The organism is Bradyrhizobium jicamae, from assembly GCF_018130215.1.
GTDB lineage: Bacteria > Pseudomonadota > Alphaproteobacteria > Rhizobiales > Xanthobacteraceae > Bradyrhizobium > Bradyrhizobium jicamae_A.
On sequence record NZ_JAFCKQ010000060.1, the window covers coordinates 19,497 to 43,577 of the forward strand.

A 24,081-nucleotide genomic window follows, 5' to 3' on the forward strand; every position below is an offset into this window, starting at 1 on the left:
GGCAGGACGGCAACCAGGCGATCCGCGCGCGCTCAGAACTGCGGACGCCACAATGGTCGGAGGAAACGGCAAAGTCGAGGGAGGCCACCATGGTGGGAAGGCTGATTCAAACCGCCAAATCCGCCTATCAATATCCGCTCATCTTCAAGCAATTGTGGCACACGCCGCGCGTGCAGGCGCCGGACCAGGAGGTCGTCTATCGCGACCCGAAGCGCTTCACCTACCGTCAAACCAGAGAGCGGATCGGCCGCCTCGCATCGGCCCTGAGCAGGGCGGGGGTTGAGCCCGGCGACACGGTCGGGGTTCTCGAGTGGGACAGCCATCGCTTCCTCGAGGCGTTCTTCGCGATCCCGATGATGGCCGCTGTGCTGCAGACGGTGAATGTCCGCCTGTCGCCCGAACAGATCGCCTTTACGATCGATCACGCCGGCGCCTCGACGCTGCTCGTCAACGACGAATTCGTCGGACTGCTCGAGGGCATCACGGTGTCAGCGACGTTGCGATCAAGGACCATCTCAAGACGTTCGCCGACAAGGGCACCATCTCGAAGTACGGGATTCCGGAGAAGATCATCTTCATCGACAACATTCCCAAGACGAGCGTCGGCAAGATCAACAAGAAGGAGCTGCGCGAGCAGTACGGCAACATGTAGCTGTCCGAACGGGACCGCGAACAGACCAGGGAGGACATCATGGGCAACCTCACCCTTGCCGGATTGAGCGAGAGAATCGGACAGGAACTCGGAATGTCCGACTGGGTCACGATCGACCAGGAGCGCATCAACACGTTCGCGTCCTGCACCGGCGATCAGCAGTGGATCCATGTCGACGTCGAACGGGCAAAACGCGAAAGCCCGTTCCGCGGTCCGATCGCGCACGGTTATCTGACGCTCGCGATGGTGGCGCCGCTGGCGATGCAGGTCGGGGTCATCCCCGGCGATGCCGCCGCCGGGCTGAACTACGGCATCGACAAGGTCCGCTTCCTGGCGCCGGTGCCGTCGGGCGCGCGGGTCAGGCTGCGCGTCGTGCTCGCCGGGATCGAGCCAAGGGAAGGCGGGCAGGTGGTGATGAAGACCCAGAATACGCTCGAGGTGGAAGGATCGGAGAAGCCGGCCCTGATCGCGGAGACGCTGGCACTGCTGATTCCTGCAGCGGGAGCGCGGCGATGAGCACCGAGGATCGCGACATGGCGTCCCCGGCGTCGGAGATGTCCGAAGCGGCGTCCAGAACCACGCTGGCGCTCAATCCCCTCGTCGGCATCCAGGGCCAGGACCTGGTCGAGAGTGCCGGCATCCTGTTCAAGGCCGTGATGAACGAGCCGAAGGTCGCCACCGAGCAATGGCTGTCCTTTGTCGGTGAGCTCGGTTCCATCATGGCGGGCAAATCCGAGCGGGCACCGAAGACAGGCGACAGGCGGTTTTCGGATCAGACATGGAAGGAGAGCTCGCTGCACAGCAGCCTGCTCAAGGCCTACCTGGCGTGGGGCGAGGCGGTCAGCGGCCTGGTCGACAAGACCAGCCTCAGCGATATCGACAAGCAGCGCGCGCACCTTGTCACGGACATTCTGATCGACGCCGTCGCGCCGACCAATACGATGCTCACCAATCCGGCGGCGGTCCGCAAGTTCATCGACACCGGCGGACAGAGCATGTGGAGCGGCCTGAAGAACTACATGGACGATCTGACGCGCAACCGCGGCATGCCGTCGATGGTGGACACCAGTGCGTTCAAGGTCGGTGAGAACCTGGCGACCACTCCGGGCGCGGTGATATTCCGCAACGAGCTGATCGAGTTGATCCAGTACACGCCGACGACTGCGACCGTCAGAAGGCGGCCGCTGCTGATTACGCCGCCGCAGATCAACAAGTACTACGCGCTCGACCTCTCGCCGGACAAGAGCATGGTCCGCTTCCTGCTCGAAAGCGGCATCCAGATCTTTGCAGTCAGCTGGCGTAACCCGACCGCGGCTCATCGCGACTGGGGGCTGGACACCTATGTTGCAGCGCTCGACGAGGCCGTCGACGCTGCGCGCGAGATCAGCGGCAGCGACGACATCTCCATGATGGGATCGTGCTCGGGCGGAATCACCGCAACCGCCTATTTCGCAACGCTCGGCAGTGCGCCGGCGAAGATCAAGAACCTGGTGCTGGCGGTCTGCCTGCTCGATCCGAACTCCGCCGAGGAGAGCGCCTTCGGTTGCCTGATGACGCCAGAAACCATGCGCGCCGCCAAGGCGTCGTCGCAGCTGCGCGGGATCGTCGACGGCCACGATCTGGCGCGGATGTTCGCCTGGATGCGGCCCAACGATCTGATCTGGAACTACTGGGTCAACAACTATCTGCTCGGCAACCAGCCGCCAGCTTTCGACATCCTTTTCTGGAACGCCGACACGACGCGCTTGCCGGCGGCGCTGCATGGCGACTATCTCGATCTCTATTTCAGCAACCCGTTCGTGAATCCCGGCAAGCTGAAACTCAACGACAAGACCATCGACATGAGCAAGGTGAAGGCCGACAGCTACGTCGTCGCCGGCGTCACCGACCACATCACGCCGTGGAAGGGCGTCTACAAGACCGCCCAGATCATGGGCGAGGGCACCACCTTCGTGCTCTCGAACAGCGGGCACCTGCAAAGCCTGCTCAATCCGCCGACCAATCCGAAGGCCACCTTCATGATCGGTGCAGTCGGTGAGGGTGCACCCGATGCATTCCTGACGTCGGCCGAGAAGCGCAAGGGAAGCTGGTGGCTCGATTGGCGAGACTGGCTGCAGGCGCGCTCCGGCGATGAGGTGACCGCGCCGGCGTCGCTCGGCAGCGGGCGCCATCCGACACTTGGCGACGCTCCGGGGACCTACGTCTTTGAGTGACAATCTCGCAAAGCCGGGAACGATCGAGGCGCGGCAGATCACGATCGACGGCCAACCGCTTCAGGTCGCAATCAAGCACGGCAGCGGCAGCGGGCCGCCGCTGCTGCTGTTTAACGGGATCGGCGCCAATTGGGAGCTGGCAAAGCCGTTCCTCGACTCGCTCACGACCACCACCGCGATCATCTTTGACGTGCCTGGGATCGGCGGGTCGCCCAGACCTGCCTGGCCCTATCGCCCCTCGACGCTGGCCCGCCTTGCGGCTGATCTCGCCGCGGAGCTCGGCTGCATGGAGGTCGACGTCGCCGGCGTGTCCTGGGGCGGCGGAATCGCACAGCAGTTCGCGCACCAGTTTCCGAAGCGTTGCCGGCGCCTGGTGCTCGCCGCGACCGCGCCGGGCTTCACGATGGTACCCGCCAGCCCGTCGGTGCTCTGGAAGATGGCGACCCCGCGCCGCTACACCGACAAGGACTACATGAGCAGCATCGCGGCGGATATCTATGGTGGGGCGTTTCGCCACGACCCCTCGTTGATCGGCCGTCACGCGTCCGCGATGCATGGTGCGCGCAATGTCGGCTACCTCTATCAGCTGCTGGCGATGGCCGGATGGACCAGCCTGCCATGGCTGTGGTCGCTGCCGCAGCCAACCCTGGTGCTGATGGGCAGCGACGATCCGCTGGTTCCTCCGATCAACGGTCACATCCTGACCGGCCTGATCCCGAACGCCGAGCTCCGCATGATCGATGACGGGCACCTGTTCATGGTGACAAGACCGGTGGAGACGGCGGCCCTGATCGAGGCGTTCCTCGGTGGCGAGAGACCGCGGGTCGAGCCGTCATCCTTGCTTTCTCGAACGAACGATCACCTCAGAACACTCGTTCCGACGTCCGGAGGCGAACACCACAAATCATAGGCAGCAACCAGGGAGGATATCATGACGGACAACAGCTCTTACATCGACATGCTCCGGAAATTCGGGAGCGATCTTGGCTTGCCCAAGCTGAACGTCGACGAATTGTTGCAGACCCAGAGGAAGAACCTCGAGGCGCTCGGCCAGAGCGCCAAGGTTGCGGCGCAGGGCGCACAATCGGTGGCGCAGAAGCAGCGCGAGGTGATGGAGGCCGGGTTGCGCGAGGCGGCGACGCTGGCGAGCGAATACAAGCCGCTCGGCAAGGTTCATGAGAACCTCGCGCTGCAAACCGAGTTCGCCCGGAAGATGTTCGATATCGCGGTGAAGGGGGCCCAGGACAGCGCGTCGACGGCGCGGCAGTCGACCACCGATGCGGTGAAGATCATCCAGGACCGCATGAAGGAGAGTTTCGAGGAATTCCGCGCAAGCGTCCGTCCGAACAAGCCGGTCTGACATCACTCCGCTCGACAGCGGACAGGATGAGTCCTGGCGGGACGCGACGACTCGCCCGTGCTGTATCGCCACGCAAGTTGCGCGCCCAGTTCGCCGGCGCAATGCAGGATCGCGGCCCCACATCTGATCGAGGTGATGCCTTGATTTCGACCGTCGGATTGGCCGGGTTGATTGCCGGCCGCAGCACGTTCGTTTGTCGGGGATGGCCTGCCGCCGGAGACGGCAATGGCCGAGGGGCGGGGCCGGGTGCGCCGGCCTCACGGGTTCAGGCGAGCGCAAAAGCCAGGAGGCTTGAGCACAGCAGCACGAGACTAGCCGCGGTCAACGTCAGAAATCCGTCGGAGACCAAATCGTGATTACGCATGATACACCTGCCTTGACCCGATGCTCATCCGAATTGATTAAAGCTTTCCGAACACGCAACTCCCGGAAAGATGTGATGTCTCTTTCCGCCTTGGCGGGCCGTCAGGCCCGGTACCGATAGCCTTCCACGGCATGAGCCAAGAAGATGGCTGCACTGACCAGACCCATAACCGCTGTAACCATCTCGATCATCGCAAACTTCCTTTGCGCCCCACACGCGAGAGAAAACGATTGCAGCCCTGCACAGTCAAAAAGATTCAATTGTTGGAATCGAAGATCACCCCCGACTGATGATTTGCTGCAACAGTGTGTCTGATCGCGGGACGGCGAGTGTTGCAGGCGACGGCTCGCGAGGGTCAAAACTCCGTAGTTCAACGAAGGGGCATGCAACAGCCCATTCACCATGCGGGTATCGTGGGGCGGCTCTCCCCATTTCCGCCGTGTTCCGGTTGCGATATCGTCCATCTCTGGTGCGGAGGTGGGCCGCATCGCGACGGCAAGGATGTCACACCGCGCAGTAGGCGGGCATTCGGCAGAATGGTACTTGGGGCGATGGGGACTAGACGGCCAGATTCGATCGTCCGGACGGCGCGCGGCGCCGTTGCCGTGGCTGCGTGCCTCGTCCTCGCCAATTGCGCCTCGAGCCAGTTCGCGAGCCGCGTCGATCCCAAATACGGCGTCTCGTCGAGCCCGCGCGTCGTGGCCTTCGGTGATCCCGTGCCGAAGGGCGGCGGCACTTACCGCGTCGGCAAGCCGTATGTCGTGGCAGGCCGCACCTATGTGCCCGAGGAAGACGAGAACTACCGGGCCGAGGGTACCGCGTCCTGGTACGGAGATGACTTCCACGGCCGTCTGACCGCCAATGGCGAGGTATTCGACATGGGATCGCTGACAGCGGCCCATCCGACGCTGCCGATGCCGTGCTACGCCCGCGTCACCAACTTGAGCAACGGCAAGTCCCTGATTGTCCGTGTCAATGACCGTGGTCCATACCACGGTAATCGCCTCATAGATGTCTCGAACAAGGCCGCGGAACTCCTTGAATTCAAAGGCAATGGTACGGCGCATGTCCGCGTGGAATATGTCGGCCGGGCGCCGCTCGAAGGCTCCGATGACCGCCAGTTGATGGCGACGCTGCGTACCGGCACGCCGGCGCCATCGCCCTCGATGGTTCGGGTCGCCTCGGCCCGTCCGTTCTTGCCAGCGATGTCCTCGTCGGCCGGCCGGATCCGTGGTGATGTCCCGGTGCCCGAGGGCCGGCCGTACAGCCTCGGCAATACGTCCGCCGACTATGCCTCGATCAACGCCACGTCCGAAATGTCCGCCTCGAGCCGCTCGCGGGGCCGCGTGCTGAACAACCCGCGTGAAGTCTCCTACGAGAATGATGAGCGCTATGCGTCGGCCCCGAGCCCGGCCGCGGCTTCCTACGTGCCGATTGATTCGCGCGGACCGGCTGAGGTCCTGAGCGGACGCGGGCTCTACTGAACCAATCACTTCATCTGACTATTTGAGAAACTCGATCACGGCGGCATTGACCTCGTCGGGCCGCTCCTGCTGGATCCAGTGGCCGGCCCCCTCGATGATCAGCTTCTGCTTCAGGTTCGGCAGCACGCGTTCCATGTCGGCGACCCGCTTGGCGCCGATCAGTCCTGTGATCACCGAATCGTTCGATCCCGCGATGAACAGCGAGGGCTGACGGATCTGGGCGTCCTGCCAGGGCGCGGTCAGCTCCCAGTTGCGGTCGAGGTTGCGGTACCAGTTCAGCCCGCCCCGGAAGCCGGACACCGCGTAGCCGGCCGCGAACTCCGAGATATCGGCCTCGGTCAGCCATGCCGGCAAAGCCTGTCCGCTCGGCAGATTGCCGAGGAAGCCCTTTGCCTCATCGACGAACATCGAGTTCGGGTCGGAAACGCCGCGCCCGAGCACGAGGCGCATTGTGCGGGCGATGTCGCGCTCAAACTCGGCCTCGGCGACACCGGGTGCCTGGAAGTACTGCCAATAGAAGTTGGTGATTCCGCTCTGGCGCAGGGTCTCGAGCGGGCGACCGCGGCCCCGGAATGGGGGCGGGACGCTGAGCCCGGCGACCTTGGTGAAGACATCAGGCCGGAATAGCGCCGCGTGCCAGGCCACCGGCGCGCCCCAGTCGTGGCCGACGACCATGGCCTGCTTCTCGCCCAGTGCGGCGACCAGTGCGACGATGTCGCCGACGGTATCGAAGATCGTGTAGGCGCCGATCTCCGCCGGCGCGCTGGTTCGCCCGAAACCGCGCATGTCGGGAGCCACGACATGAAACCCGGCCGCGGCCAGCGCCGCGATCTGGTGTCGCCACGAGTAGGACAGTTCCGGCCAGCCATGGCAGAGCACGACCAGCGGGCCTTGCCCGGCCTCACGGACGAACATGTCGAGTCCGTTGGCGGAGATCGTGCGTGAGGAAGACATCGCGTTTCCGCCTTGTTTGCCGGTTCTGTTGCTGTCGTGGGCCAAGCCGAACCTTAGGGGCGTTCGCCGCCGGCAGCAATCCAGCCGCTCGTGCACAGGCGCAGAAACCTCAGTTGTTTGCGATACTTCCACCTGTTAGAACGCAGCCTTTCAGGACATCGCCGATGGCAGCACCAACCGCAGTTCCCCGCACGTTCGCCGCTCGCGCCGGGCGGTGCTGGCGTGGACTCGTCGCGGCAATGGTTGCCCTTGGCATCGGCTGCGGGGTGGCCTTCGCCGCCAACAACAGCGTGCAGGGCGCCAAGAAGGAGGAAGGGGGCTTTGACGGCGACGCCCCGACCGCGATCCTGATCGAGGCCTCCAGCGGCAGCGTGCTGTTCGAGAAGAACGCCGATGAGCTGCGCGCCCCCTCCAGCATGATGAAGCTGATGACGGCCGAGGTGGTTTTCAACGCCCTCAAGAAGGGCGACGTCAAGCTGACCGACGAGTACCGGATCAGCGAGAACGCCTGGCGGCGCGGCGGGGCGCCGTCCGGGACCTCGACGATGTTCGCCGCGATCAACAGCAAGGTCTCGGTCGACGACCTGCTGCACGGCGCGATCATCCAGAGCGGCAACGACGCCTGCATCGCGCTCGCCGAAGGCATCGCCGGCAACGAGTATACCTTCGCGACCGATTTCATGACCAAGCGCGCCCGCGAATTGGGGCTGACCAAATCAACCTTCGCCAACTCCAACGGGCTGCCCGACCCCGGCAACAAGATGACGGTTCGGGAACTCGCGACGCTGGCGCGCTATATCATCCTGACCTATCCCGACATGTACAAGCTGTTCGGCGAGAAGGAATTCACCTGGAACAAGATACGCCAGCAGAACCGCAATCCGCTGCTCAATGCGATGCCCGGCGCCGACGGCCTCAAGACCGGCTACACCAAGGAGGGTGGCTACGGCATGGTCGGATCGGCGGTGCAGAACGACACCCGTCTGATCGTCGTGGTCAACGGCCTGGAGGACTCGGAGGATCGCGCCACAGAAGCCAAGAAGATGCTGGAATGGGGGTTCCGCAGCTTCGAGAGCCGGACACTGATCGCGGCCAACCAGCCGATCGGCTATGCCAGGGTGTTCGGCGGCGACAGCCGCTCGGTGAAACTCGTCAGTCCCGATCCGATCAAGGTGATGGTTTCCAAGAACGGCAACGACAAGCTGCTGGCCCGCGTGGTCTATAGCGGCCCGGTGAAGGCACCAATCGCCGCCGGGCAGAAGATCGGCGTGGTCAGGGTCTGGCGCGGTGCCAATGTCGCAATGGAGGCGCCGGTGTTCGCGGCGGACGCGGTTGGCACCGGATCAACGGTGCGCCGCGCGCTGGATGGCGTTCAGGAACTCGTCATCGGCATGTTCCGCGCCGGCGCCGAGAGGCTGTGACATGGCTGAAACAGCCGTCAAACGGCCGACCCTGCGCGGTCGCTTCATCACATTTGAGGGGGGCGAAGGGTCCGGGAAGTCGACCCAGATCCGCAAGCTCGCCGAACGCCTCGATGCCGCGCAGCTGCGCGCCATCGTGACCCGCGAGCCAGGTGGCTCGCCTGGGGCCGAGATCATCCGCCACCTCGTGCTGTCGGGGATGGGCAAGCTGCTTGGGCCGGATGCCGAAACGCTGCTGTTTGCCGCCGCCCGCGACGATCACGTCCGCACCGTGATCCTGCCCGCGCTCAACCAGGGCATCTGGGTGCTGTGTGACCGCTTCTTCGATTCGACGCGCGCCTATCAGGGTCAGCTCGGACAGGTGCTGCCCGGGCTCGTCAATGCCATGCAGCGCGTCACCATTGGTGACCTCAAGCCCGACCTGACGTTGATCCTCGATGTCCCGGTCGAGATCGGGCTGCAGCGCGCCGCCGCGCGCCGCGGCAGCGGCGTGGCCGACCGCTTCGAGGCCGAGAGCGTCAAGTTCCACGAGGATTTGCGCGAGGCCTACAAGCGGATCGCCGCGGAGGATCCGCAGCGCTGCGTGTTGATCGATGCAACGGACGATCCCGATGCGGTCGCATCGCGAATATGGACCGCGCTGCGCGACCATCTGTTCGCGGCGGCAACGGCGGCAAGCCCCGCATGAGCGCGCGCAAGAGCGAGCAGGACATCGCGGTCCGGCACCCGCGCGAGACGTCCGGGCTGTCAGGGCATCGCGAGGCCGAGCAGACCTTGCTCGATGCCTATCGCAGCGGGCGCATTCCCCATGCCTGGCTGATCGGCGGGGCGCAAGGCTTGGGCAAGGCGACGCTGGCCTATCGCATGGCGCGATTCGTGTTGGCATTCCGCAACCCGCAGGCCTCCCAGGTGCAGCAAGCGCCGACGCTGCGGCTCGATCCGGGCGATCCGGTGGCGCGACAGGTTGCCGCCGGGGCGCATGGCGGGCTATTGGTGCTGGAGCGCGGCCTCAACGATCGCGGGGTGATGCGGACGGTGATCACCGTCGACGAGACGCGCGAGACCATCTCCTTCTTCGGCTCGACCGCCGCCGTCGATGGCTGGCGCATCTGCATCGTCGACACCGTCGACGAGCTCAATCCGAACGCTGCGAACGCGCTGCTCAAGATTCTCGAGGAGCCTCCGCAGCAATCGCTGTTCCTCCTTGTCAGCCACGCGCCGTCGCGGGTGTTGCCGACCATCCTGTCACGCTGCCGCAAATTGCTGCTGCGACCGCTGGATACACGCGACGTCATCGCTGCGGCAGCGGCTGCGACCGACCTCGCGCCCGATGATCCCAAACTCGTCGAGGCTGCGGCGGCATCGGAAGGCAGCGTGGGCAGGGCGCTGTCGCTGCTCGGCGGCGACGCGCTCAGATTGCAGCAGCGCACCGCCGCGCTGCTGGCAACGCTGCCCAAGGTCGATCCGCGCGAGCTGCATGCGCTGGGCGATGCGCTCGGCACCAGCGACCGCGTCGCGCTCGCCGCCTTCATCGACGGAATCGATCGCTGGATCAGCGAGCGCATGCGCGACGGCGACGCCAATGCCAATCTGCCGCGCCTTGCACGGCTGGCGGAGGTATGGGAAAAGATCGTCCGCGCCGCGCGCGACACCGAGGCCTATAATCTGGAGCGCAAGCCGCTGGTTTTCTCGGTGTTTTCGATGCTTGCGGACGCGACCCGATAGACGCCTCGTCTGAAAACACATCTGTCTGAAGACACACCTGCCTGACAGCACTCCCGACAATCTCGTTTCGATCTGCAAAGGATTCCGTGGTGGCGACCGCTAAGAAGAAATCGTCGAAGAAGAAAGCCAAGAAGACGAACAAGGCTTCGCCCGCGCGGACGACCGCGAAGAAGGCCGCCGCCAAGTCGCGCGCGGCCAAGAAAGGCGGCCGCGTCGCCAAGAAGGCGAACAAGGCGGCAAAGAAAGCCGCGAGGACATCGAGCACCAGGAAAGCCGCAAAAAAGGCCGTCAGAAAGGTTGCGAAGAAGGCTGCCAAAGCTCAGGCTCCGAAAACGGAGGCCGCGAAGGTCGTCGCATCGGCGGCGGTGAAGCCGGCAACGCCAAAGGCGCCGCCGGTCAAGAGGGTACCAAAGGCCGCGCCGGCGGTCGCTCAGGCGCCTGCACCGGTCGCCGATCGCGGCAACATCTACTACATAACCACCGCGATCGCCTATCCGAACGGCCAGCCGCATATCGGGCACGCCTATGAGGCGATCGCGACCGACGCGCTGGCGCGCTTTCAGAGGCTCGATGGCAAGGACGTGTTCTTCCTCACCGGCACCGACGAGCACGGCCAGAAGATGATCCAGACCGCGCAGGGCGAGGGCTTGACGCCGCACGCGCTCGCGACCCGCAATGCGGCCCGCTTCAGGGAGATGGACGAGCGGCTCAACGTCTCCTTCGATCGCTTCATCCGCACCTCCGAGCCTGCGCACCACAGGTCCGTGCAATCGATCTGGAATCGCATGCAGCAGAATGGCGATATCTATATCGACACGTATGCCGGCTGGTATTCGGTGCGCGACGAAGCCTATTACGCCGAAGAGGAGACGGTCGTCGGCGAGGACAATGTCCGTCGCGGCCCGCAGGGCACACCTGTCGATTGGGTCGAGGAGAATAGCTATTTCTTCAGGCTCTCGGCCTACCAGAACAAGCTGCTGCATCTCTATGAGAGCCAGCCTGACTTCATCGGCCCGGATTCACGCCGCAACGAGGTGATGAGCTTCGTGCGGGGCGGGTTGAAGGATCTGTCGATCTCGCGAACCACCTTCGACTGGGGCGTCAAGGTCCCCAATGACCCCGAACATGTGATGTATGTCTGGGTCGACGCGCTGACCAATTACATCACCGGCGTCGGCTATCCCGATGAAGGTGATGCGAACTGGCGTTACTGGCCGGCCGATGTGCACATCATCGGCAAGGACATCATCCGCTTCCACGCGGTGTACTGGCCGGCATTCCTGATGTCGGCCGGCATTCCGGTGCAGAAGCGCGTCTATGCGCACGGCTTTCTGTTCAACAGGGGCGAGAAGATGTCGAAGTCGGTCGGCAACGTGGTCGATCCCTTCAATCTCGCCGAGCAGTACGGCGTCGACCAGGTGCGCTATTTCTTCCTGCGCGAGGTGCCGTTCGGACAGGACGGCAACTACAACCACGAGGCCATCGTCGCGCGCATCAATGCCGACCTCGCCAATGATTTCGGCAATCTGGCACAGCGCTCGCTGTCGATGATCGGCAAGCAGCTCGGCGGCGTGCTGCCGGAGCCCGGTGAATTCACCGACAACGACAAGGCGATCCTGGCGCAGGCCGACGCCATGCTGGAGGCGTCGCGGAGCGCAATGGCGACGCAGCAGATCCACCAGTGGCTCAACACGGTCTGGGCCGTGGTCGCGGAGGCCAACCGCTATTTCGCGGGCGAGGCACCATGGGCGCTGGCGAAGACCGATCCTGTCAGGCAGAAGACGGTGCTTTATGTCACCGCCGAGGTGGTCCGTCGGATCGCAATCCTGGCGCAACCGGTGATGCCGTCCTCCTGCGCCAAGATGCTCGACAGTCTCGGCATCCCTGCGGACGCGCGCAGCTTCGCGGCGCTTGGCGAGCGGATCAGGCCGGGCACGTCATTGCCGGCGCCGACCGGCGTGTTCCCGCGCTACGTGGAACCGAAGACCGAGTGAGCGGTTCGAAAGTCATGCTTGTCGACAGTCACTGCCATCTGGATTTTCCCGACTTCGCCGACGATCTCGACGGAATCGTCGGGCGCGCCGGGGCGGCCGGGGTCCGCCGTATGGTCACGATCTCGACCCGGGTGAAACGGCTCGATGGCCTGCTCGCAATCGTCGGGCGCTTTCCCGACGTTTATTGCTCCGTCGGCACTCATCCCCATCATGCCGATGAAGAGGATGGCATTCCGGCCAGCGACCTGATCGAGCTCACCAAGCACCCGAAGGTCGTCGCGCTCGGCGAGGCCGGGCTTGACTATTTCTACGAGCACGGCTCGCGTGAGGCGCAGGAGCGCGGCTTTCGTGCCCATATCGCAGCGGCCCGCGCCACCGGCCTGCCGCTCGTCATCCATACCCGCGAGGCCGACGAGGATTGCGGCCGCATCCTCCAGGACGAGGTGGCGAAGGGCCCCTTCAAGGCGGTCCTGCACTGCTACACCGGAGGGCGAGAGCTTGCGATGAAGGCGATCTCGCTCGGGCTGTCGATCTCGTTCACGGGCATCCTGACCTTCAAGAAGTCGGAGGCACTGCGGGCCCTGGCGGCCGAACTTCCGGCCGACCGCATCATGGTCGAGACCGACGCGCCGTATCTTGCGCCAGGCAAATTCCGCGGCAAGCGCAACGAGCCGTCCTACGTCGTCGAGGTCGCCAGGGTGCTGGCGGAGACGCGCGGCGTCTCGATGGAGGAGATCTCGCGGCAAACAACCGAGAACTTCTTCCGCCTGTTCTCCAAAGTGCCGGCGCCGAAGGTGACTGCATGACGCTGACACTGACAATTCTGGGCTGCGGCTCTTCCGCCGGCGTGCCGCGGCCGGCGCTCGGCTGGGGCGCCTGCGATCCCAACAATCCCCGCAACCGTCGCCGACGCTGCTCGATCATGGCCGAGCGCACGACGGAGCAGGGCACCACTCGCGTCGTGATCGATACCTCGCCCGATCTGCGCGAGCAGTTGATCGACGCCAATGTCGAGCATATCGACGCGGTGTTCCTGACGCATGAGCATGCCGACCAGACCCACGGCATCGACGATCTGCGATCGGTCGTGCTGCATCAGCGCCGCCGCATCCCGGTCTATTTCAACTTGTCGACCGCCAAGGACATCATGGCGCGGTTTTCCTATTGCTTCATCTCACCCAGAGGCAGCGACTATCCGCCGATCCTCAACCGCGGTTCGATTGAGGCCGGCGAGAGCCAGACGATCGAGGGGAAGGGCGGTACGATCGAGCTCTCCGCCTTCCTGGTCCAGCATGGCAATATCCCTGCGCTCGGCTACCGCATCGGGAATGCTGCCTATACGCCCGACCTGCACGACATCCCCGAGGAAAGCTGGGCGGCGCTCAGGGATCTCGATCTCTGGATCGTCGACGGCCTGCGCTATGCGCCACATCCCAGCCACTTCAGCGTCGCCGACGCGCTGTCATGGATCGACCGCTTCAAGCCGAAGCGCGCCGTCATCACCAACATGCATTCCGACCTCGACTACGAGGTGCTGCGGCAGAGCCTGCCGGCCGGCGTCGTGCCGGCCTATGACGGGATGCGGCTGACGCTCGACCGAGCCGGCTAGAAAACCTCAACAGCTACAACGTCGTCCGATCGGTCCTTGCCGGTCACTCCCGCGTGCCGCCCCCACACGCGATGTCGCCCGTCACCGCGCTTTTGCGTTGACATTCCGCGCATTGGGCATATCGTTATGATCATAACGATATGCGGGAGCATCAGATGGCTGAGGCGACGCGCGATTTCACCGACCGCACGCGATATGACGCACTGATGGATGTCGTGAAGAAGCGCCTGACCACGCGCGCGTTCGATCCCAGCTACGTTATGCCGTCGGAACACTACGACATGATCCTGGAGGCGGCGCGGCACGCGCCGTCGGGAGCCAATGCCCAACCCTGGCACTTCATTGCCGTCACCGATCAGGACCTGAAGAACAAGATCACCGAGTATTTCCGCGAGGAGCAGGTGCGACGCGCCCGCCTCAAGATGAAATTCCCGACCCCCGACTATCGCGGGCTCGCATCGGCCCCGGGCTTCATCGTCGTCGCCAGCGACTTCCGTTGGGTCAAGGCGTTTCCTGTCCTCAATGACGGCTCTGAACTCGACAAGATGTACAAGGAGAACGCGGAGCGGATCCTTCTGCAGAGCGTTGCAGCCGCCACGATGTCGGCGCATCTGGCGGCCGCGGCGCTCGGCTACAATGTCTGGTGGGTGACAGCGATCGGGCAGGAGAAGGCGCAACGGGCCATGAAGCCGTTGCTCGGCATCCCCGAGGAGCTATCGGTGCTCGATATCATGTGTTTCGGCCCGCCGGCGAAACCGCCGTACAAGCGCTGGAAGAAGAGCCTGGCCGATATCAGCAACTGGAATCGGTTCGACGGCTCGCATTTCATGACGGAGGCCCAGATCGACGACTGGGTTTCCACCACGCGCCACAAGGTGATGTACCGGGATGCAGAGAACGTCGACTAGGTCCATCATCTCGGCCAAGCGTGCAGCGCCGGACTATAGCCTCGAGGATCAGGTCGGCTTCCTGCTGCGGCGCGCCTATCAGCGCGCGTCATCCAACCTGGTCGACCGGATCGGTGCTTATGACCTTACGGCACCGCAATTTGCGACGCTGGCCCGGCTCTACGAGCGCGGCGCACTGTCGCAGAACCTGCTCGGCCGACTCGTTGCGATGGAGCCCGCCAACATCAGGGATGTCGTGCTCCGGCTCAAGAAACGTCGGCTGCTCGAGACCCGCCGTGACCCGACTGACAAGCGGCTGATCCTGATCGATCTGACGATCGCCGGGGTGGCGCTGGTCGAGCAGTTGCTGCCGGTCGAAATCGAGTGCACGGCAAAGACGCTGGCGCCGCTCAATGCCGCCGAGAGAAAGCAGCTCTATGGCTTGCTCAGCCGGCTGGCCGAGGGCTGAGAACGGCTCCGCTCAGGCCGAGATCGCCTTCGCGGAGCCGACCGCGTTGCGCAGCAGGAACTTCTGGATCTTGCCGGTGGAGGTCTTCGGAATCGCGCCGAACACGACCGATTTCGGCGTCTTGAAGCCCGACATGTGCTCGCGGCAATAGGCGATGATCTCGGCCTCGGTCGCTTGCGCGCCGTCCTTCAGCTCGAGGAAGGCACAGGGCACTTCGCCCCATTTCGCATCGGGTTTTGCCACCACGGCCGCGAACAGCACGGCCGGATGCTTGTAGAGGATGTCCTCGACCTCGACCGAGGAGACGTTCTCGCCGCCGGAGATGATGATGTCCTTCGAGCGGTCCTTGATGATGACGTAGCCGTCCTCGTCGAGCACACCGAGGTCGCCGGTGTGGAACCAGCCGCCCGCAAAGGCTTCCTGTGTAGCCTTCTCGTTCTTCAGATAGCCCTTCATCACGATGTTGCCGCGGAACATGACCTCACCGATGGTTTCGCCGTCGCGTGGAACCTCGCGCATCGTCTCCGGGTCGAGCACCGTGACACCTTCCTGCAGCGGATAGGAGACGCCCTGGCGCCGCTTCATCTGCGCGCGCTGGTCGGCCGACAATTCGTCCCAGCCGGGCTGCTCGGCGCAGACGGAGGCGGGGCCGTAGACCTCGGTCAGCCCGTAGACATGGGTCAACTTGATGCCGATGCGTTCGCCGCCCTCGAGCACGGCGACAGGCGGCGCCGCGCCCGCGATCAGCCCGACCACCGGTTTGGCCGAGCCGGCTTTGGGGGCGTCAGGCGCGTTGATCAGCGTGTTGTACACGATCGGCGCGCCGCACATGTGGGTGACGCCGTGTTTCGGGATCAGCTCGAAGATCTTTGCCGGATCGACCTTGCGCAGGCAGACATTGATGCCGGCAGCCGCCGCGATGGTCCAGGGGAAGCACCAGCCGTTGCAGTGGAACATCGGCAGCGTCCAGAGATAGACCGGATGCTGCCCGAGATTGCCGGCGAGGATATTGCTGACGGCGTTGAGGTATGCACCGCGGTGATGCGTCACCACGCCCTTCGGATTGCCCGTCGTGCCGGACGTATAGCTCAGTGCGATCGCATCCCATTCGTCGGCCGGGGGCCGCTCCACGAAGTCAGGATCGCCTTGCGCGACGGCTGCCTCGTATTCGATCTCGCCGATGCGCTTGCCGCCTGTGAACGCCGCGTCGTCGACGTCGATCACGAAGGGTTTCGGGCCCTGCATCAGGCCCAGGGCTTCGGCGATCACGGCGGAAAATTCGGGGTCGACCAGGATGATCTTCGCCCCGCCGTGGTCGAGCTGAAACGCGATCGATGCCGCATCGAGGCGGATGTTGAGCGCATTCAGCACCGCGCCCGTCATCGGCACGGCAAAGTGCAACTCGTTCATCGCCGGGACGTTCGGCAGCATCGCTGCGACGGTCTCGCCATGGCCGATGCCGCGCCCGGCGAGATAGGATGCAAAGCGCCTGCAGCGCTCGTAGGTCTCTTTCCAGGTGAGGCTGCGGCCCTCATAGACCGCGCTGAGATGGTTGGGATACACCGCGGCGGAACGCGCCAGGAAGCTCAGCGGCGTCAGCGGCACGTAGTTGGCCGGCGTCTTGTCCAATCCGATCGCGTACTGGTTTTGGGCTGCACTCATGGCTCTATCCCAAGGTTCTTAGAGGAAGCCGATCGAAATCCACGGGAAGATGGCGACCACGATCAGGCCGATCAGCAGCGCCAGCATGTAACCCCAGATCGGCCGGATACCCTCGGCCGGATCGACGCGCCCGATGGCGCAGGCGGCATAATAGCCGACGCCGAACGGCGGTGCGAACAATCCGATGCCCATCGCCAGGATGATGATCATGGCGTAGTGCACCTCATGGACACCGACGGCGCGGGCGATCGGAAACAGCAGCGGGCCGAACAGCACGATCGCCGGAATGCCCTCGAGCACGCTGCCGAGGATCACGAAAGCCAGGATCGAGACTGCGATGAAGGTCGCCGAGCCGCCGGGCAGGCCGGTCATCGATGCCGCCAGCGCGCGCGAGAAGCCGGACTGGGTCAGGCCCCAGGCCATCCCGGTCGCGGTCCCGATGATGAAGAGGATCGCCCCCGACAGGCACGCCGTCTCGATCAGCATCGGCAAGAGCCGCCGCCATTTGAACTGGCGATAGATCAGAAGGCCGATGACGAAGGCGTAGACGATGCCGATGGTCGAGACCTCGGTCGCGGTCGCAATACCCTCGACGACGGCATAGCGGATCACGAAGGGCAGCGCCAATGCGGGCAGGGCGAAGACGAAGGTCTTGCCGACCTCGCTCCGCGTCGCGCGCTGGACATGGCTCAGATCCTCGCCGCGGTAGCGCCACCACACCAGTCCCGACAGTGTGATCGCCAGCACGACCCCCGGCAGCAGGCCGCCGGTGAACAGCGCCGAGATCGAGACGCCGGTCACCGAGCCGATCGTGATGAGCACGAGGCTCGGTGGAATGGTCTCAGTCTGCGCGCCGGTCGCGGCGAGCAGGGCGACGAGATCGCCGGGTCGCGCGCCGCGCTGCTTCATTTCCGGAAACAGCACCGGCGCCACAGCCGCCATGTCGGCGGCCTTCGATCCGGAAATGCCGGAGACAAGATACATGGCACCGACCAGCACGTAGTGCAGCCCGCCGCGAACGTGGCCGAGCAGGCTGGCCAGGAATGCCACCATCGCGCGCGCCATGCCGGTCATTTCGATCAGCAGGCCGAGGAACACGAATAGCGGTACCGAGAGCAGGATCAAATGGCTCATGCCCTCGTCCATCCGGCCGACCAGCACCATCAGCGGCGTCCGCGTCGTCAGCGCCAGATAGCCGAAGATCGCCATGCCGAAGGCAAAGCCGATCGGTACGCCGGCGAAGACGCAGAAACCGACCACGCCGACGAAGAAGATGATCAGGTTGAGATTGCCGAGCGGCCGCAGCAGAGGCTGCGCCAGCCAGAACACCCCGATCAGCACCGCGACCGTGAGCGCGGCCATCAGGAAGGTTTTGAAGTCGCCGACGCGCGCCAGCCGCAGCAGCGCGAACACCGCCATCAGGCAGGTTCCGATCGGCAGCGCTGCCGCGCGCCAGGTGTTGGAAATCTGCAGCGCCGGCGTCGTGATGAAGCTTTCCTCGTAGGCATACTCATAGGCCGGCCGCACGATCAGGATCAGGAAGGCCAACGCCGCGCAGGTCGAAACGACATCGAGATAGGCCCACAGCCTCGGCCCGGCGCTCGCGACCAGCGCCGTCATGCGCATGTGCTCGCCGCGGCGGAACGCCACCGCCGATCCAAGCATGGCCAGCCACAGGAACAGGATCGACGCCAATTCGTCGGACCAGATCAGCGGCGAGTGCAGCACGTAGCGTGAGATCACGCCGGCGAACAGGATCACGACCTCGGCGACGACAAGGATCGCGGCCGGGATTTCGACCAGCAGGCCAAGAGCGGCCTCGATCGACCCGAGAACGGAGCGGCGGTGAGGGGACGGGGCGCCCGCCTCACCGGCCACGGCCGGCGTCATGTCGACATGAGCCATGGCAGCGCTCCCGTTCGATCAGGACAGCTTGCCGACGGACTTTTCGAGCAGCTCCCAGGCCTTCTCGCCATACTTGCCCTTCCATTCGGCATAGAAGCCGGCGGCGCGGAGCTTGTCGCGGAACGGCGCCACGTCAGGCTGGTTGAAGACCAGCCCCTTGCCTGTGAGCTCCTGCTTCACTGTCGCGTTGAGCTTCTCGGTGTCCTCGCGTTCCTTGACCGCCGCCGCGTTGACGTTCTTGGCGACGATGGTCCTGATATCCTCGGGCAACGCTTGCCAGGCGCGGCGGTTCATCAGGAACCAGAAGCCGTCCCACATATGGTTGGTCAGCGAGCAGTATTTCTGGACCTCGTACAGCTTCGCCGCCGAGATCAGCGCCAGTGGGTTCTCCTGGCCCTCGACGATCTTGGTCTGCAAGGCCGAATAGACCTCGCTGAAATTGATCGAGGCGGGCGACGCGTCGAACGCCTTGAACATCGAGGTCCACAGCGGCGACACCGGGACGCGGATCTTGAAGCCCTTGAAATCATCGGGACCGTTGATCGGCTTGGTCGACGACGTGGTCTGGCGGAAGCCGTTGTCCCAGATCTTCTCCATGACTTCGAGGCCGGCCTTGTTGATCTCGCCGCGCACATAGGCGCCGAGGTCGCCGTCCATGGCCTTCCAGACCGTCGGATAGTCCGGGAACGCAAAGCCGATGCCGTTGATCGAGGCCGCCGGCACCAGCGTCGCCAGGATCAGGCCCGACAGGGTGAAGAACTCGACTCCGCCGGAGCGCACCTGGCTCAGCATGTCGGTGTCGGAGCCAAGCTGGCTGTTCGGGAACACCTGCAGATCAAACCGGCCATTGGTCTCGGTCTTGATCGCCGCGGCCATCTCGCGGGCCCGGGTCACGAACGGATGCGACTCCGGCAGGTTGTTGGCGAACTTGTAGCTGAACTCGGCGGTCTGGGCGCGCGCGACATAAGGTGCGCCGATCCCGCCCAGGACGGCGGAGGCGGCGGAGACCTTCAGCAGCGTGCGTCGTGAAAAGCTCATTGGTTTCTCCCTCGAGGAGGCTTGTTGTTGTTGTGAGATGTCAATCCTATACGGACCTGATGCCGCCGGGTCACCAGCGATCTCTGCATGCCGCCGCGCTTATTGCAGCGTCCGCAAGCCGCGGCAATATGGGCTTTCTGACGAGACCGCCTGCCGTCACGCGATGCGCTGCCGGACGATGACCGACGATGGCGCGGACCTCGGATTCTGTGAAGTTTTCCCACTAAATATCTGATTTAATTGTAGATAATTATATTCCATAATATACCTTATGCGAATTACGGATACGGATGCCCGCGCTATGCCGCCGCTGATTTTCCTCATGGCCAGATGGTGTTCAGGAGCTCCGCCAACCGCGCGCCGCCCTTCGCCAACTGCTTGCGCTTGATGGCGTCGGCAGCCTGCAGATAGTCGATGTGATTGTCGTACGTGACGGTCCACTTCGCTGGTGCCGGCGGCTGTGCTGGCTTGAACACCAGGCCCTTGAACGCGTCATGCGCCACCAGCAGCGTGTCGGTGGCCCAGGCTGCCGGCCAGCTCTCCAGCGCGCCCTGGCTCGGTGGGACCGATTTGGCGGCGTCCACGAGTTCGCCGGTCGCGGCATCCCCGAGGTCGGTCGGGATGTCGTCCCATTCATGATGCAGGTTGATGACCTGGAACGGAACAGCGACGCTGTCCTCGATGGCGTTGCCGCCATTCGTCTCGGTGTCCGGATCGACCTTGTGCGCGACGTCGGGATCGACCAGCCGCCCATTGCCGTCGAGATACACCGAGCCGACATGCAGCGGCTGATGCAGGTCGCCGATGAAGTGCGCGAGCAACAGCAGCGCCTCCTTCCTGTCCTTGATCGAGAACGGGAACGGCGGCGGGATCGGCTTGCCCTGCAACACCGCGATGGCTGCCTCAATCGCCGCGACCAGATCGTGCGGATTGGTGCCCTGGAGGCCGCGGTCGACGTAGCTGCGCTGGATCGCGACGTCGAGGAAATGGAAGGTGTTGTGGCAACCGCGCTCGAAGCCGTCGGGCGTGTAGGAGCAGGTCGACCAGTTGCGGGCTGCGTAATCCACCATGCGCGCCCTCTCCCGCGTCGAGTTGAACGGCGTGCAGGGCACCTCGAATTCGATATGATCAGGATCGACCTCGTAATGGAATTTGCCGTCATCGTGCCGGACGACGCTCTTTACGCAATCCGGCCACGGCGCGGCCTTGCGCAGGTCGATGCCGTGGGTGTCGAAATCGTTTAGGATCTGCTGGACCTGCGCTTTCGCCGCGGGCTTGAGCAACTGATCCGCGATCGATCCTACCACGCGATGACCTTGATAGCCCCAGGCCGACGCCGGCGCCGGATCGAGCGCGACGACGGCAAGCCATCCCAAGGCAATAGCCGCTCGCAACATGATCCGCCCCTGTCGCCAATTCAGCATTGTAAGGTTGTATCACATAAATATAGCAACCATAAGACAATATCGTCCGGCCATCCGCGAACGTCCCTGCGGGCGAACCACCGTCAGCGGCCCCTGAAGCGCGGCTTCCGCCGCTCCAGGAATGCCTCCACGCCCTCCTTGTGGTCTTCGGTCAGGCTCGCAAGCGCGAACTGATCGAGGTCCATGTGGCTGGCCAGGTCATCGAGCGCATGGGCCAGGCGATTGACCGTGAGCTTGGTCATCGCGACCGAGATCGGCGGCTGGGCGGCGACCTTGGCGGCGAGCGCCATCGCGGCCTCGTATGATCTGCCGGAAGCGGCCACCTGCTCCACCAGACCCCACGCCAGCGCATCGTCGGCGGAAATCCGGTCATCGGCCAGGATCACGGCCTGCTTGGTGCGCGCCGGCCCCATCAGATGCAGCATGCGCGGCACGCTCTGCCAGCTCATGTTCATGCCGAGCCCGATCTCCGGCACGCGCATATGCGCGTCGCGCGCCATGATGCGGAAATCAAGCGCGACCGCGAGCGCCACGCCGCCGCCGACGCAAAAGCCCTCGATGGCGCCGATCGTGACCTGCTCCATGTCCTGCCAGGCCCGCGTCAGCCGCGGCCCGAGCTTGAGGTGCCGGCGCAGCGTGCCCATGTCCATGGTGCGCCGCGCACGGCCCTCGGCGTCCTTCAGGTCGAAGCCGGCGCTGAACGATCTGGCGCCGCCGGTCAGCACGACCACGGAGGTTCCAGCATCATCCTCGAAGCTGCGCGCAGCGTCGGTGAGTTGACGCAGCGCATCCGGCGAGAGCGCGTTGATGCCGTCGCCGCGATCGAAGCGCACTACGGCGATGCGGCCCTCGGGTCCGAGGCCCTTCTCGATCGTCACATGGTCAGCCACCAGTACCTCCCTGCTCGCGTTGTTTTGTTGGGTGTAGGGATTGCCTGCCTCGACATAGCACGGCCTGTTCGCCTATCCTGCCCCCATGAGCGAACATCACGATCATCACGATCACGACCATTCGGAATTGTCGGAGACCGAGCTGCGCGTCCGCGCGCTGGAATCGATCCTGACCGAGAAGGGTTATATCGAGCCCGCCGCGCTCGATGCCATCGTGCAGGCCTACGAGACGCGGATCGGCCCGCACAACGGCGCGCAGGTCGTCGCCAAGGCCTGGACCGATCCCGCTTTCAAGAAGGCGCTGCTCGAAGACGCCACCAAGGCAGTCGGAACGCTCGGCCATGTCAGCCGGGTCGGCGACCATCTGGTCGCGGTCGAGAACACGCCCGGCCGCCACAACATGGTCGTGTGCACGCTGTGCTCCTGTTACCCTTGGGAAATGCTGGGACTGCCGCCGGTCTGGTACAAGGCGGCGCCCTATCGCTCGCGCGCAGTCAAGGACCCACGCAGCGTACTCGTCGATTTCGGCGTGAGTCTGCCGAAGGAGACGGAAATCCGTGTCTGGGATTCGACCGCGGAGACGCGCTTCCTGGTGCTGCCGATGCGGCCCGAGGGAACCGAGGGCTGGAGCGAGCAGCAGCTCGCTGAACTCGTGACACGCGATTCCATGATCGGCACCGGATTTCCGAAGCTGCCCGGAGCGCCATCGTGAACGGTGTGCATGACATGGGTGGCATGGACGGGTTCGGCAAGGTCGAACCCGAGGCGAACGAGCCGATGTTTCACGAGCTGTGGGAATCGCGGGTGCTCGCGATGGTCCGCGCGATGGGCGCGGCCGGCGCCTTCAACATCGACGCCTCGCGGTTCTATCGCGAGGCCCTGCCCCCGCACGTCTATCTTTCGAGCTCCTATTACAAGAAGTGGCTGCTCGGGCTCGAGGACCTGCTGCTCGACAAGGGCTATCTCGCCAGGGAGGACATCGCCGCGGGACATGCCGTGAAGCCGGCCAAGCCGCTCGCGCCCGGCAAGCTCAGCGTCAGCGACGTCGAACGCACGATGGTTCGCGGCAAGTTCGGCCGCCCCGCGCCGGCGCCGGCGAAGTTCAAGGCCGGCGACAGGGTGCGCGCCAGGAACATCCATCCCACCACCCATACGCGATTGCCGCGCTATGTCCGCGGCCATCTCGGCGTCGTCGAACGCGACCATGGCTGCCATGTCTTTCCGGATACCGCGGCGAACGACGCCGGCGAGAATCCGCAATGGCTCTATACCGTCGTGTTTGATGGACGCGAACTCTGGGGCCCCGGCTCCGACCCGACCATCAAGGTCTCGATCGACGCGTTCGAGCCTTATCTGGAGCCGGCGTGATGGACACGGTCGCAGCCGATCGCGCGGCCAGGGCGGTGCCGGGCGTTCCCCGCGACGATGACGGTCCGGTGTTCCGCGCGCCCTGGGAAGCCCAGGCTTTCGCAATGGCGCTGTCGCTTCACGAGCGCGGCCTCTTCACCTGGACCGAATGGGCCGCAGCTCTCGCCGAACAGATCAAGCTTGCGCAGGCTGCGGGCGATCCCGACACGGGCGAGACCTACTACCAACACTGGCTGGCGACGCTCGAGCATCTCGTCGCGGCCAAGGGTGTGACAACGCCGCAGGCCCTCCATCGCTACCGTGATGCGTGGGACCACGCCGCCGACCGCACGCCGCATGGCAAGCCGATCGAGCTGACGCCGGCAGACTTCGAGTAGCGGCGGAATCCCCTCCTCCACCGTCATTGCGCTCAAGCGCAGCAACCTATTCCGCCGTTGCGGAGGCAATGGATTGCCGCGGCACTGCGGGCCTCGCAATGACGGAGAAAACTCCGATTCAAATGTCAGACAACGATGAGGGCGTGAAGCGCCGTTCTCGCGACATGAATTGCCCGAGCTTTGCATCTCGTTTCGCCGCTCTGTGAGCAGAGGGCGCAGGGAAAGCCGGGTGCCGATCGCACCCATGGGCCCCGTGCAAGGTAGAAAGCACGGGGGTAGGACCAC

Annotated in this window: 23 protein-coding genes; 17 read left to right on the forward strand and 6 right to left on the reverse strand. The window is 64.4% G+C overall.

All coding sequences use genetic code 11. From position 1 onward, the window contains the following. Positions 1-89 precede the first annotated feature (89 nt). From JQ586_RS36060 to JQ586_RS36085, 6 genes are all read left to right on the forward strand, one after another. A complete protein-coding gene (locus tag JQ586_RS36060) occupies positions 90-719 on the forward strand; it encodes an AMP-binding protein (RefSeq protein ID WP_212399401.1) in 630 nt (209 codons plus the stop codon). Continuing rightward, the gene (locus JQ586_RS36065) at positions 692-1,168 is read left to right on the forward strand and encodes a MaoC family dehydratase (RefSeq protein WP_212399402.1); all 477 of its coding nucleotides are present in this window, start codon (positions 692-694) and stop codon (positions 1,166-1,168) included. Before JQ586_RS36060 ends, JQ586_RS36065 begins: the two co-directional genes overlap by 28 nt. Beyond that, complete coding sequence (locus tag JQ586_RS36070) at positions 1,165-2,865, forward strand: alpha/beta fold hydrolase (RefSeq protein ID WP_212399403.1); 1,701 nt, start codon at positions 1,165-1,167, stop codon at positions 2,863-2,865. The genes JQ586_RS36065 and JQ586_RS36070 overlap by 4 nt, the downstream gene beginning before the upstream one ends. Beyond that, positions 2,858-3,775: a poly(3-hydroxyalkanoate) depolymerase gene (gene phaZ / locus JQ586_RS36075; RefSeq protein WP_249148581.1), complete on the forward strand. Its 918-nt coding sequence runs from the start codon at positions 2,858-2,860 to the stop codon at positions 3,773-3,775. The genes JQ586_RS36070 and phaZ overlap by 8 nt, the downstream gene beginning before the upstream one ends. Before the next feature lie 21 nt (positions 3,776-3,796). Next, positions 3,797-4,225, forward strand: a complete 429-nt coding sequence (locus JQ586_RS36080) for a phasin family protein (RefSeq protein WP_212399404.1) — start codon at positions 3,797-3,799, stop codon at positions 4,223-4,225. A gap of 915 nt (positions 4,226-5,140) precedes the next feature. After that, complete coding sequence (locus JQ586_RS36085; RefSeq protein ID WP_212399405.1) at positions 5,141-6,073, forward strand: septal ring lytic transglycosylase RlpA family protein; 933 nt, start codon at positions 5,141-5,143, stop codon at positions 6,071-6,073. Positions 6,074-6,091: 18 nt separating this feature from the next. Here JQ586_RS36085 and JQ586_RS36090 read toward each other — a convergent pair whose 3' ends face one another. After that, positions 6,092-7,027 (reverse strand): alpha/beta fold hydrolase, encoded by a 936-nt coding sequence (locus JQ586_RS36090; protein ID WP_212399406.1) that lies wholly within the window; start codon positions 7,025-7,027, stop codon positions 6,092-6,094. A 239-nt stretch (positions 7,028-7,266) separates the two neighbouring features. Between JQ586_RS36090 and JQ586_RS36095 the strand changes: the two genes are divergently transcribed. The 8 genes from JQ586_RS36095 to JQ586_RS36130 all read left to right on the forward strand — a co-directional run bounded on the left by JQ586_RS36095 (position 7,267) and on the right by JQ586_RS36130 (position 15,132). After that, complete coding sequence (locus tag JQ586_RS36095; protein ID WP_249148584.1) at positions 7,267-8,448, forward strand: D-alanyl-D-alanine carboxypeptidase family protein; 1,182 nt, start codon at positions 7,267-7,269, stop codon at positions 8,446-8,448. Position 8,449: 1 nt separating this feature from the next. Beyond that, entirely contained in the window at positions 8,450-9,136 is a 687-nt protein-coding gene (gene tmk, locus JQ586_RS36100; RefSeq protein WP_212399407.1) for a dTMP kinase, read from the forward strand. Then, positions 9,133-10,173, forward strand: coding sequence for a DNA polymerase III subunit delta' (locus JQ586_RS36105; protein ID WP_212399408.1), 1,041 nt, complete (start codon positions 9,133-9,135; stop codon positions 10,171-10,173). Before tmk ends, JQ586_RS36105 begins: the two co-directional genes overlap by 4 nt. Positions 10,174-10,262: 89 nt before the next feature. After that, positions 10,263-12,167 carry a methionine--tRNA ligase gene (gene metG, locus JQ586_RS36110; RefSeq protein WP_212399409.1) on the forward strand — a complete coding sequence of 635 codons (1,905 nt, stop codon included), beginning with the start codon at positions 10,263-10,265 and terminating at the stop codon, positions 12,165-12,167. Between the two features lie 14 nt (positions 12,168-12,181). Beyond that, positions 12,182-12,973 carry a TatD family hydrolase gene (locus JQ586_RS36115; RefSeq protein WP_212399423.1) on the forward strand — a complete coding sequence of 264 codons (792 nt, stop codon included), beginning with the start codon at positions 12,182-12,184 and terminating at the stop codon, positions 12,971-12,973. Next, on the forward strand, positions 12,970-13,776 hold the full coding sequence (locus JQ586_RS36120) for an MBL fold metallo-hydrolase (RefSeq protein WP_212399410.1): 807 nt from the start codon (positions 12,970-12,972) through the stop codon (positions 13,774-13,776). The genes JQ586_RS36115 and JQ586_RS36120 overlap by 4 nt, the downstream gene beginning before the upstream one ends. Before the next feature lie 155 nt (positions 13,777-13,931). Then, positions 13,932-14,684: a nitroreductase family protein gene (locus tag JQ586_RS36125; protein ID WP_212399411.1), complete on the forward strand. Its 753-nt coding sequence runs from the start codon at positions 13,932-13,934 to the stop codon at positions 14,682-14,684. Then, complete coding sequence (locus JQ586_RS36130; protein WP_212399412.1) at positions 14,665-15,132, forward strand: MarR family winged helix-turn-helix transcriptional regulator; 468 nt, start codon at positions 14,665-14,667, stop codon at positions 15,130-15,132. The genes JQ586_RS36125 and JQ586_RS36130 overlap by 20 nt, the downstream gene beginning before the upstream one ends. A 12-nt stretch (positions 15,133-15,144) precedes the next feature. Here the strand turns inward: JQ586_RS36130 and JQ586_RS36135 are convergent, their stop codons facing one another. The 5 genes from JQ586_RS36135 to JQ586_RS36155 all read right to left on the reverse strand — a co-directional run bounded on the left by JQ586_RS36135 (position 15,145) and on the right by JQ586_RS36155 (position 22,051). After that, complete coding sequence (locus JQ586_RS36135; protein ID WP_212399413.1) at positions 15,145-16,794, reverse strand: acyl-CoA synthetase; 1,650 nt, start codon at positions 16,792-16,794, stop codon at positions 15,145-15,147. Positions 16,795-16,812: 18 nt separating this feature from the next. After that, positions 16,813-18,699 (reverse strand): TRAP transporter large permease subunit, encoded by a 1,887-nt coding sequence (locus tag JQ586_RS36140; protein WP_212399414.1) that lies wholly within the window; start codon positions 18,697-18,699, stop codon positions 16,813-16,815. 18 nt (positions 18,700-18,717) lie between these two features. Then, positions 18,718-19,737 (reverse strand): TRAP transporter substrate-binding protein, encoded by a 1,020-nt coding sequence (locus tag JQ586_RS36145; RefSeq protein WP_212399415.1) that lies wholly within the window; start codon positions 19,735-19,737, stop codon positions 18,718-18,720. A gap of 320 nt (positions 19,738-20,057) precedes the next feature. Continuing rightward, positions 20,058-21,134 carry a S1/P1 nuclease gene (locus JQ586_RS36150; RefSeq protein WP_212399416.1) on the reverse strand — a complete coding sequence of 359 codons (1,077 nt, stop codon included), beginning with the start codon at positions 21,132-21,134 and terminating at the stop codon, positions 20,058-20,060. A 110-nt stretch (positions 21,135-21,244) separates the two neighbouring features. Continuing rightward, complete coding sequence (locus JQ586_RS36155; RefSeq protein WP_212399417.1) at positions 21,245-22,051, reverse strand: enoyl-CoA hydratase/isomerase family protein; 807 nt, start codon at positions 22,049-22,051, stop codon at positions 21,245-21,247. 85 nt (positions 22,052-22,136) lie between these two features. On the opposite strand from JQ586_RS36155, the gene nthA reads away from it, so the two are divergent. Genes nthA through JQ586_RS36170 form a run of 3 tightly spaced genes read left to right on the forward strand, consistent with a single transcriptional unit; the run spans position 22,137 to position 23,796 of the window. Beyond that, on the forward strand, positions 22,137-22,763 hold the full coding sequence (nthA, locus tag JQ586_RS36160) for a nitrile hydratase subunit alpha (protein WP_212399418.1): 627 nt from the start codon (positions 22,137-22,139) through the stop codon (positions 22,761-22,763). Further along, on the forward strand, positions 22,760-23,419 hold the full coding sequence (nthB, locus tag JQ586_RS36165; protein WP_212399419.1) for a nitrile hydratase subunit beta: 660 nt from the start codon (positions 22,760-22,762) through the stop codon (positions 23,417-23,419). Before nthA ends, nthB begins: the two co-directional genes overlap by 4 nt. After that, positions 23,419-23,796: a nitrile hydratase accessory protein gene (locus JQ586_RS36170; RefSeq protein WP_212399420.1), complete on the forward strand. Its 378-nt coding sequence runs from the start codon at positions 23,419-23,421 to the stop codon at positions 23,794-23,796. Before nthB ends, JQ586_RS36170 begins: the two co-directional genes overlap by 1 nt. Positions 23,797-24,081 lie beyond the last annotated feature (285 nt).